This is a genomic window from Alcanivorax sp. (assembly GCF_014762765.1).
Taxonomy (GTDB): domain Bacteria; phylum Pseudomonadota; class Gammaproteobacteria; order Pseudomonadales; family Alcanivoracaceae; genus Alcanivorax.
This window is the reverse complement of sequence record NZ_JABURH010000017.1, coordinates 1-10088: the sequence shown is the minus strand read 5'-3', so window position 1 is coordinate 10088 and position 10088 is coordinate 1. Positions and strand designations below refer to the sequence as shown.

Here is a 10088-nt window from a genome sequence, read left to right as displayed (position 1 = left end):
AAATCGAAAAACTGGCCAAGGCCCAGCGCCAGACCAGCGCACCCACCAGCAACCGCGTGGACCAGGCACAGCCCATGTACAACACTAACCGTCCGTCCTATAGCGGCGGTAGCGGTAGTGGCGGCGCCTTCGGCATCGGCGCACTGCTGCCTTTCCTGATCCTGCTGGTCGGCGGCGGGCTGCGCCGGCGCCACTAACGACAAGCAAGGACAGCAAATCTTCCCGGACAGGCCAGCCCTGTCCGGGATTTTTTATGGTCACACCTCCACGGTTTTCCAAACGTAGGGTGCACTGAGCCTAAGGCGAACTGCACCATCAAGCGCCGAATCGGTGCAGTTCGCCTTAGGCTCAGTGCACCCTACGCGGTCGGTGGTCGCTTCCGTTCCCTCTAATCCGCGATGAGCCTTTTTTAGTCCTGCCTCCCTTCGATGGCTGATAGCAGCACCCCGGCAGCAATCCCCAGGCGCTTGTCCAGCCGGCCGTCACCGTCGGCACTGAAATCCACATCCAGTTTCAGGATGAAGGGATTGAATCGCTGGCGGTATTCCGCCACGGGCTTGTCGCCTACGGTAGCGTGGTAGTGCTGCGGAAAGAAAAACGCCAGTACTTCGATATAACGACGCACCAGCGCCTTGAGCATAGAGTCTTCCTCCAGCGTGCCGATTTCCTGGCCCTCGCTATTGAGAAAGGTCCAGTGGTCGCGCAGAAAGGACGACTTGAACCCCGCTCTGCGCAAAGTGCCCACATGCTCTTTATTCTGTGAATCATGCACGTCATAGGCACCGGCAAAATCGAAAATGCTGCGGGTGGAGATACGCAGCAGTTCCTGTTCCTGGCTTTCGTCTGAATAGAGACGGATATCCTCACGGATGCGAAAGCGCTTCATGTTGGAATATAGCGCCAGCTCGCCCTCATCGGTATAAAGGTGAAACGCATCACCGAAGAGCCGAAAAAACTTGCGGCGAATGGTGTAGCGTGGATGCTGAAAACGCGTTGCGTGGCTCATGGTCTCGTCCCTGAGTAAAAACGCTACCCTACCAGTGCCGCAAACGATCACAAGCCTTTCGCTACGAGAGGCGCACCTTAATCAACAGGCGCCCCCATGAACCCGGAATTCTGGCATCAGAAATGGCACAACTCGGAACTGGGCTTTCACCTTCCCCAGGTCCATCCACTACTGCAACGTTATCTGGGCGAACTGTCCTTGAAAGCCGGCCAGACCGTCTTTCTGCCCCTGTGCGGCAAGACCCTGGATATCGGCTACCTGCTGGAGCAAGGCTATCGGGTGATCGGTGCAGAGCTGTCTGATAAAGCCGTCACCGAGCTGTTCGACTCATTGAATCGCCAGCCGGTCATCACCGACTGGCAAGGCGGCAAGCGTTACCAGCATGGGGACCTCACCGTCTTTCAGGGTGACATCTTCTTGCTGCAATCCAACGACATTGAGACAACGGATGCCATCTACGACCGTGCCGCCCTGATCGCCTTGCCAGATGCCATGCGCGAACGCTATGCCCGCCATCTGGTAACACTGACCGACAAGGCGCCGCAGCTACTCATCACTCTGGAATATGATCAACAGCAGATGGATGGCCCGCCGTTTTCGGTTGGCGAACTGCAGGTAAGAAGTCTCTATGAGAACGACTACAGAATCACGCCGCTTTCCAGAAAAATGATCCTCGACCACGAACCGGTTTTTCGCGAGAGAGGGTTGACCGCGCTCTATGAAAATGCGTTTCTGCTGGGATGATTTTACGTAAAGGAACAAGCCACCGAAAAATCCAGTTTTCGAGACCATCAAGCCTGCTCGCATTGTAGGAGCTATGCTCGTATGGCGAACCACCCCCCAACCCTTCGCCATGCAAGCATAGCTCCTAAAAAAGGCACACTCCGCAAAATGGCAGAGCACACACCTTTCAGCCCCATTTGGTAACATTATTGCCTGATCTGCCCACACTACCGATCAAATCACCAGGGCAACACACTGCCATCGGAGTGCCAGAAAGTACCGCTGTTTTCCAGATTCAGGTCATCCATGCGAGCGATCAGGTTAGCTGCAGCTTCGTCCACAGTCAGATTACCGCTGTGCCCGGTCATGTCAGTCTGTACCCAACCCGGATGCAAGATGGCCACGGCGATACCGCGATCATGCAGGTCCAGCGCCAGGGACTTGCCGGCCGCATTAAGACCCGCCTTGCTGATGCGATAGCCGTATTTCTTCCCTGAGGTGTTATCGGCGATGGAGCCCATCCGCGAAGTCATCAGCCCCACCTTGCTGCCTGGGTGCAGATTGTTCAGCAGCGCCATGGTGACCCGCAACGGTCCCAGGGTATTGACCTCGAACTGATGCAGGATCTGTCCGAAATCCATCTCGTCCACCGTCTCACTGAGCATGACACCGGCATTGTTATAAAGAATATCCACCGACGTATCTCCCAGCCCACTGCTCAGGTTGCTGACCCCATCCGCAGTGCTCACGTCCACGCCATCAATAATTTCCACGCCACTGTCTACCAATGCGGCGGATGGCTGCCGGCACACCGCCAGCACCCGGTCGCCTCGGGCTTTCCAGTGCTTTGCCAGTGCAAGGCCGATGCCCCGGTTTGCACCGGTAATTACAATCGTCTGCGCCATTTCACTCTCCTTTCTTTTGGTATCCCAGTCACTTAGCGGGAAGTCCATTCAAGCACTCCCGCCGTGCATTACAAAACACTGCAACATCAGATACAAAACGACATTTTTAGCCAACATTGGCAGCGCAATGAATTTTATATAGTTGCGCGCATGGGTGGATCGCGCTGATACGCCTGTCATACACACTTTTGTGTTCATGGAAGAAAGGGGGAAGTACCCATGCTACATCTTTTGAGAATCATCCTGATGAGCTCTCTGCTCGTCACACTGGCCGCCTGCGGTGGCGGCGGCAGTGGCAGCAACCCGAGCAACGATAGCGGCAACACCAGTGAAGAAACCGGCAACACCGGCGATGAAGACGGTGGCGATACTGGCGGTGATGGCACTGCCGGCGAAGATGGTGGTGACGATGAAACACCACCGCTTACCGAGGAAGAGAAGCAACAGCTTCTGACTCTGGTCGATACCAACAACCACTTCACCGCCTCCGTCTGTCCGCAGGCACTGCTGGGTACCCAGCTGGGTGGCGTAATTGATGTACTGGCCTGCGAGAACGAAGCGCTGACCAACATCTCTCTCGGTAACGACAATGTGCTTGGCCTGCTCTGCGCCAACACCGTTGCCGCCACTGATACCGACCTGCTTGGCAGCGTCACCGAGCCCACCTTCCTGCCGACCTGTCTGGAAGAAAGCGTCCCTTATCTGGTGGACACCCTGGGCGGGATCCTGGACAACAGCGGCGCCATCGGCCAGCAGCTGTGCCCCAGCTCTGAAAACCCGGTGCAATGCCTGCTGGAAACCCTCAACACGGTGCCGGACAGCACCCTGGCCGGCGTGTTGGGTTACCTGGGCTGCGAAGACGCCCTCAACCCGCAGGTTTGTCTGACCCAGGTGGCTGACAACCTGGCCATGGGCGAGCCCCTGATCGGTACCGTGAACAGCCTGTCCATGGCCCTGTGCCCCATTGCCACCGGTGCCGATGCGTTCGACCCGGAGCAGTGCATCACCGAAGTGCTGGGCGGAGTAGGCTCCATCCTCAACCTGACCGGCGGTCTGGGCGAGCTGTGTCCGGAAGGCGCAGACCCGTTCACCTGCCTGCTGTCTGCCGGCGAGAACCTGGGCCCCATCGGCGAACTGATGGGTGAGAGCCCGCTGGATCCTGCCATCCTGGAAGACCTGCTGGCTGGCCTGGCCAACCCGGGCAACATGGAGCTGCTGGGCGAACTGCCGGCCATGCTGGAACAGATTCCGGTACTGGGCGAGCTGCTGGCCGAGCTGTTGGGTAACGGCGGCGACCTTTTCGGCACCCTCGGCGACCTGCAATCCCTGCCCGACCTGCTGACCCAAATTCCTGTGCTGGGCGACATCCTCAACGGTGTTGCCGGTGGCGACAGCGGTGGCCTGCCCACCGATGCCCTGAGCCTGGAAACCCTGATGGGTGGCCTGGAAGGCGATCAGCTGTCCATGGTAACCGACCTGCTGGCCAACGTGCCGGTACTGGGTGATGTGGTCAACCAGCTGCTGGGCGCGGTGTCCTGCGATGCCGCCAACCCGCTGGACTGCCTGACTGACTCCGCCGGTCAACTGGAGCAGTTCACCGGCCTGCTGGAACAGATCCCGGTACTGGGTGATGTGCTCAACGGCCTGCTGGCCACCCTGACCGGCGCGGGCAGCGGCGGCGAAATGCTGCCCGGCACCGACATGCTTAACGAGATCCCGGTACTGGGCGATCTGCTCAACCAGATCCTCACCACCCTGCAGGGCGGCGCCGGTGGCGACATGCTCACCCCGGACCTGGCCATGCTGGAACAGATCCCGGTTCTTGGTGACCTGCTGAGCAGCCTGCTGGGCGGCCTGGTCAGCGGTGATCCTTCCGAGCTGCTGGACGGCATCATGGATCAGGACGGCAACCTGCTGGATAGCGTTTCCGCCCTGGTGGAAGAGCTGCCGCTGGTGGGTGATCTGATCGGCAACTTGCTGGTATCCCTGCTGGGTGAAAGCGAAGCCAGCAGCCTGCTGGCCCCGCTGAGCGACGCCCTGACCACCATCCCGGTACTGGGCCCGGTACTGGATGGCCTGCTGGGTCTGCTCGGCTAATACCTCACGCCGAACCACACAAAGCGCCCCTCCAACGGGGCGCTTTCTGTTTCTACTCTCCTCTAATCCCCCCCTTTCCTGTCACCGCGTCTTTGTTACAGTGGTCATCCACTTCAGAAAGGATGCGAATCATGACCATTGCAGTCGGCGACACCCTTCCCACACTGACAATCAAGACCAACGGCGCCAAAGGCCCCGAAGACCTTAACACCGGTGACTTTTTCAAGGGCCGTAAAGTGGTCCTGTTCGCGGTACCCGGCGCCTTTACTCCGGGTTGTTCCAACACCCACATGCCCGGTTTCGTGATCAACGCCGATGCCATTCTGGAAAAGGCTGACGCCATCGCCTGCATGGCGGTCAATGACGCCTTCGTCATGGATGCCTGGCAGAAAGATCAGAACGCCGAACATATCACCATGCTGGCCGACGGCAACGCGGAATTCGCCAAGGCCCTGGGCCTGGAACTGGATGCCACCGGTGGCGGCATGGGCATCCGCAGCAAACGCTTCGCGCTGATCGCCAACGATGGCGTGGTGGAGTACCTGGGCGTGGATGAAAAAGGCGTGGACAAGAGCAGCGCGGACACCGTGCTCGGCCAACTCTGAGTCGAACAACCCGAGACGATGCGTAGGATGCACTGGGCCTGGGCGAACTGTACCTGTCATTCATTGAAAATTGAGAATGGATAATTGATAACGGCGCGATCAATGCTCAGTCGAATCTGAAAACGCAAAGACCGCGCCAGAGGTTCGGTGCGGTCTCATGGGTTTGACGACAGAGGAGCTGTCCCGCGTGTTATCAATTCTCAACTATCCATTATCAATTGCTTTTCCCTGGTGCAGTTCGCTTAGGCTCAGTGCACCCTACGGCGACACTCAAATTTCCAGAGCCAGCCCCAACGTGACGGTAAAATCATCCTTTTGTGGCGTAATCCCGTCACTGTCAGGCTGAGGGCTTTCGATGCGTTTCCAGGTGCCGGCAAAGCGCAGATCCAGGCGCTTGGTCAGATCCACATCCAGCGCCGAATAGAAACTATGCTTTGCCCGGCCGGCCTTGCTCTCGGTCAAGGTCACCTGGTAATCAAGATTGATGTCGATATTGCCGGTGAGTTCCTGTTCGTAGAACGTGCCCATGAGAAACGCAGGCGTGGATACGGTTCGATCCTCCCCCGGCACCACATCCACGTATTCCGTGCGCTGGTAACCCGGCCCGGCAGCTACCGACCAGTCAGTCTTCGGTGTATCAAAAATCTGATACCCGGCACCGAAACCCACTGTCCATTCCGCCGCCCGGTTTTGAAATGGATCCCTGTAGTACTGGGCCTGGATCGGCCGAAAAAACCATTTATGACTGACCCGGTAATCGTGGGTCACCTCCGCCGTATGGTTGTTGGCCAGTTGCTCGGACTCTGATTCCGAGTAGTTACCGGTATAACTCATACGGGTGTTGCTCTTCACCGTCCGCCGCTTGAGTACAGCCTTGGTGTTGAGATCTTTTTGCTCCACGTTGCCACTGCGAAAATTCAGGCCCACAGACACATCCGCAGTCCACAAATCAAATTCCCTGGGAGAAGCAGACGCAATACCCACCACCTGCGTAAACGGCACATGCATGCCACCAACCATAAGCCTGCCGTTTTCCGTGGCCAGCCTGCCCAGGATGATGTTCCCGCCATCCAGCAGCACAGACATGGTTCGGCCAGTCTGGATATAAACGATATCCTCCCAATCGATGGAAATCAGGTCAAAATGATCACTATCAAATTCAACAGACTGATTGTGGAGCGTCTTGATCCGGCCCTTTACCCATTCACCGGAATCCACCTGTATCCAGTCCCACTGCTGAACATCAAACGTCGGTGGCTGCCATCGCTGCGCCTCCCTGTTTGCCGCTTCATAGGTCTGGTCGGCATTGACACCATGGCAACTGAACCCGGCAACCAGGCTGGCAATAACCACCCGCCTTCCGGCCATATTCAACGAACCCAAAAATTGATGCAGCCGCGCTGAAGCAGGCTGGAAAAATACTGAATTCTTCATCATTTCTTGTAAGGCATAACCTGGTAAGGGTTTCCGCCCAAAGCAGCGGAAATATCAGCAATGGCTTTCTGTGCACGCACACTGTTACCCACCTCATCCAGCGGCGGTGAGATGGCAGCAATACCAAACTTTCCCGGGGACACGGCCACAATGCCACCACCTACACCACTCTTTGCCGGCAATCCGGTTCGGTAAAGCCATTTCCCTGCATCGTCATAAAGACCGGCCGTTGCCATCACTGCGAGAATTTCCGGCATGTTTTCCGGGTCCACCAGAGCTTTTCCGGTAACCGGGTTAACCCCCGCATTGGCCAGGGTCGATGCCATTATGCCCAGGTCTCTGGCATTGACGCCCACGGAACACTGGCGGGTATAAATATCCGTGGCTTGCAACGGATCTCCTTCGATATGCCCATAGGCATACATCAGGTGGGCGATAGCCTGATTGCGCTGATTGGTCTCGGCTTCGGAGTGGTAAATGTCTTCAAGTACCGTCAGCTCCCGCCCGGCAAAATCACTGTAATAACGGAGGATCCTGTTCCAGATATCGTTGTAACCCTTACCCTCAACCATGCTGGTGGTGGTAATCGCACCGGCATTCACCAGCGGATTCATTTCATGGCCTTTGTGCTGTTCAATGGCATGAATCGAATTGAAAACCTGCCCGGTCGCATCCACACCCACATTCTTCGGCAGTGCATCCACGCCTTTTTCTTCCGTTACCAGAGCCATGGTGAACACTTTGGAGATGGACTGTATGGATACCTCGGATTTCACATCGCCCACGGAATAGACCTTGCCATCCACCGTCACCAGCACAATGCCGAAAATGTCCGAGTCCACCTTGGCCAGGGCAGGGATGTAATCCGCGTTGGCACCGTCATCCAACCCTTGATAACGCTCATGGGCCTGTTTCAGCGCCGAGCGAATGGCTTCGGCCGACGGCAACTCACTGGCCAGCGACAACCCCGACAGCAATAAACTACTGACCAGCACCATCAAGCCCAGCGGATTCTTTCCTGTAACACACCCCATCTTGTCACTCCCTTGCATAATGCCACCTTGAATAGAGATGCTATACGGGTGGCCAGCAATCTGACCAGTACCCATTCGCCACGGATTCACAACAGCACCACAGGTTTTGTGCTAACAATAAAATTGCCAACGGCAAGGAATGAGCACCATGAGCATCCTGCAACTGCCCCATGCGAAACCCGAGGCCATTCTCATCGACTGGCACGCCACTCTGGTGGACACCCACGATGCCATGTACCACGCCGTGGACGATGTGCTGCCCCATCTGAAAGAGCTGGACCTGTGGGACCGGCTGCTGGACCCGGATGACTCCAAGACCATCGAAGATGCCAAGCTGCTCATCTATGTGAAAGACAACCAGCGCCTGCACCCCAAAATCGTTGCGCAACGCAAGATTTCCCGCACCGATATTTTCGAAGTGCTGTTTGGCAGCGACCAGGACGCCAAGGGCCGGGCTCACCAGGCCTTCGATGAGGCCTATAAAAAATACGTGGACGAAGTGTTCCCGCTGGAAGACGACATCCGCGAACAGCTAGAGCGCATTCGCGCCATCGGCATCAAGGTCGGACTGATCTCCAACCGCAAACGGGATTTTCTCGAACACGAACTGGCACTGGTAGACGGCATTGGCTGGGAAGACCTGTTCGACGTGGTAGTGTGCGGCAGCGACGTGAGCAAACGAAAACCGTCACCGGAAATGCTGCTTCTCGCCATGGAAAGACTGGGCATCCCGCCGTCGGAAAGTTGCTGGTACGTGGGCGACAGCACCACCGACGTGATCGCCGCCAAGGAAGCGGGCATCACCTCCATCTTCTACAACGGCGCCGGCTGGGGCCAGGCCTGGCTGGACAAGATCTTCCCCAACACCGTCAAACACCCCCACCGCCCGGATGCGGTAGTCGGCAGCATCGCCGAACTCACCAGCCTGGCCCGCCACCTGTTGGCCCAGCACAAGCGCGTGGAGCGTGCCCGCTAGCCCTCCCGTAGGAGTGTCGCTCGCGGCGCGATTGGTCAGTTTCGAGAAACGAAACGCATGGCGAAACCCGCTTTCGATATACCCAAGACTTCGCAGAGAGCAGAATGCAGGAGCTTGCCTGCAAGCGATGGGGTTATCGCCAGCAGGCTGGCTACTACAAAGCTGCACGCTCTTGCCGGAAGCGACAAACCGGAATTCCAATCAAACAACAATTGGCCCCTTCGCACAGATCATTAATGGTACGATCGTGCATCTTTTAGCCGGGAGAGACTCATGGCCAGCAACCCCCTCCACGCCTTCTGCGGCGACGCCCTCGGACACGACGACGCCACCGCCCTGGCCGAGCGATTACGCCAGGGTCAGGTCAGCACCCGGGAGGTCACCGAGGCGGCTATCGCACGGCTGCAACGGGTGGACCCCACCCTGCAGGGACTCACCGTGGACACCTTTGAGGCCGCCCGCCAGCGTGCCGAAAGCAAACGCTTCAGCGGCTTCTTCGCCGGCGTGCCCAGCCTGATCAAGGACAACCTGGACCTGCGCGGCCTGCCCACCGGCCACGGCAGCCGCGCCCTGGGCGAGGCGCCGCTGAAGAAAACCAGCGGCATCGCCAAACAGTACCTGGCCCAGGGTTTCAACCTGCTGGGCAAGAGCACCCTGCCCGCCTTCGGCTTCACTGCCAGCACCGAACAGGCGGGGGTGCCCGCCACCCGCAACCCCTGGCACAGCGACTACTCCGCCGGCGGTTCCTCCGGGGGCAGCGCCGCCCTGGTGGCCGCCGGTGCCGTGCCCATCGCCCATGGCAACGACGGTGGCGGCTCCATCCGTATTCCCGCCGCCTGCTGTGGCCTGGTGGGTCTGAAAGGCACCCGGGGCCGTCTGATCGACCAGGATGCCGCCAAGGTACTGCCGGTGAATATCGTCAACGATGGCGTGCTCACCCGCAGCGTCCGCGACACCGCCCACTTTTTCATGGAAGCGGAACGCTACTACCGCAACCGCAAGCTCAAACCCATCGGCCAGGTCACCGGCCCGGGCAAGCAGCGGCTGCGCGTGGGCATGATGATCGACTCCGTCACCGGCGACGCCACCTGCCCACAGACCCGCCGCGCCGTAGAGGACACCGCCCGCCTGCTGGAAAGTCTGGGACACACCGTGGAAGAGGCCCGCATCGACCTGCCCGCCCGGTTCGTGGAAGATTTTCTGCTCTACTGGGCCATGCTCGGCTTCCTGGTCAGCAAGGGCGGCAAGGCCCTGTTCCCCCAAGGCTTCGATGCCGGCCAGCTGGACCCGCTCACCCGTGGCCTGGCC

At 58.4% G+C, this 10088-nt stretch carries 10 protein-coding genes; 6 read left to right on the top strand and 4 right to left on the bottom strand.

All coding sequences use genetic code 11. From position 1 onward, the window contains the following. Positions 1-197: hypothetical protein (locus tag HUJ17_RS00585; RefSeq protein ID WP_290508881.1), on the top strand; the 197-nt coding region annotated here is incomplete at its 5' end. Between the two features lie 212 nt (positions 198-409). Here HUJ17_RS00585 and HUJ17_RS00580 read toward each other — a convergent pair. After that, complete coding sequence (locus tag HUJ17_RS00580; RefSeq protein WP_290508880.1) at positions 410-1006, bottom strand: hypothetical protein; 597 nt, start codon at positions 1004-1006, stop codon at positions 410-412. 96 nt (positions 1007-1102) lie between these two features. On the opposite strand from HUJ17_RS00580, the gene tmpT reads away from it, so the two are divergent. Next, complete coding sequence (gene tmpT, locus HUJ17_RS00575; protein WP_290508879.1) at positions 1103-1750, top strand: thiopurine S-methyltransferase; 648 nt, start codon at positions 1103-1105, stop codon at positions 1748-1750. A gap of 218 nt (positions 1751-1968) precedes the next feature. Here the strand turns inward: tmpT and HUJ17_RS00570 are convergent, their stop codons facing one another. Next, positions 1969-2634, bottom strand: coding sequence for an SDR family oxidoreductase (locus tag HUJ17_RS00570; RefSeq protein WP_290508878.1), 666 nt, complete (start codon positions 2632-2634; stop codon positions 1969-1971). Between the two features lie 246 nt (positions 2635-2880). On the opposite strand from HUJ17_RS00570, the gene HUJ17_RS00565 reads away from it, so the two are divergent. Next, a complete protein-coding gene (locus HUJ17_RS00565; RefSeq protein WP_290508877.1) occupies positions 2881-4731 on the top strand; it encodes a hypothetical protein in 1851 nt (616 codons plus the stop codon). 131 nt (positions 4732-4862) lie between these two features. After that, positions 4863-5336: a peroxiredoxin gene (locus HUJ17_RS00560; RefSeq protein WP_290508876.1), complete on the top strand. Its 474-nt coding sequence runs from the start codon at positions 4863-4865 to the stop codon at positions 5334-5336. 270 nt (positions 5337-5606) lie between these two features. On the opposite strand, the gene HUJ17_RS00555 is transcribed toward HUJ17_RS00560, so the two are convergent. Then, complete coding sequence (locus HUJ17_RS00555) at positions 5607-6689, bottom strand: DUF481 domain-containing protein (protein WP_290508875.1); 1083 nt, start codon at positions 6687-6689, stop codon at positions 5607-5609. Positions 6690-6769: 80 nt separating this feature from the next. Then, positions 6770-7804, bottom strand: coding sequence for a glutaminase A (glsA, locus tag HUJ17_RS00550; RefSeq protein ID WP_290508874.1), 1035 nt, complete (start codon positions 7802-7804; stop codon positions 6770-6772). Positions 7805-7952: 148 nt separating this feature from the next. On the opposite strand from glsA, the gene HUJ17_RS00545 reads away from it, so the two are divergent. Then, complete coding sequence (locus tag HUJ17_RS00545) at positions 7953-8780, top strand: HAD-IA family hydrolase (protein WP_290508873.1); 828 nt, start codon at positions 7953-7955, stop codon at positions 8778-8780. Positions 8781-9053: 273 nt separating this feature from the next. After that, positions 9054-10088, top strand: a 1035-nt coding sequence (locus HUJ17_RS00540; protein ID WP_290508872.1) for an amidase, incomplete at its 3' end; no start/stop codon positions are given.

What these genes read in the sequence shown, in the direction of transcription:
- tmpT (WP_290508879.1), top strand. Translation starts at nt 1,103, where the DNA reads ATGAACCCGGAATTCTGGCATCAGAAATGGCACAACTCGGAACTGGGC.
- HUJ17_RS00545 (WP_290508873.1), top strand. Translation starts at nt 7,953, where the DNA reads ATGAGCATCCTGCAACTGCCCCATGCGAAACCCGAGGCCATTCTCATC.
- glsA (WP_290508874.1), bottom strand. Translation starts at nt 7,804, where the DNA reads ATGGGGTGTGTTACAGGAAAGAATCCGCTGGGCTTGATGGTGCTGGTC.
- HUJ17_RS00580 (WP_290508880.1), bottom strand. Translation starts at nt 1,006, where the DNA reads ATGAGCCACGCAACGCGTTTTCAGCATCCACGCTACACCATTCGCCGC.
- HUJ17_RS00570 (WP_290508878.1), bottom strand. Translation starts at nt 2,634, where the DNA reads ATGGCGCAGACGATTGTAATTACCGGTGCAAACCGGGGCATCGGCCTT.
- HUJ17_RS00565 (WP_290508877.1), top strand. Translation starts at nt 2,881, where the DNA reads ATGAGCTCTCTGCTCGTCACACTGGCCGCCTGCGGTGGCGGCGGCAGT.
- HUJ17_RS00560 (WP_290508876.1), top strand. Translation starts at nt 4,863, where the DNA reads ATGACCATTGCAGTCGGCGACACCCTTCCCACACTGACAATCAAGACC.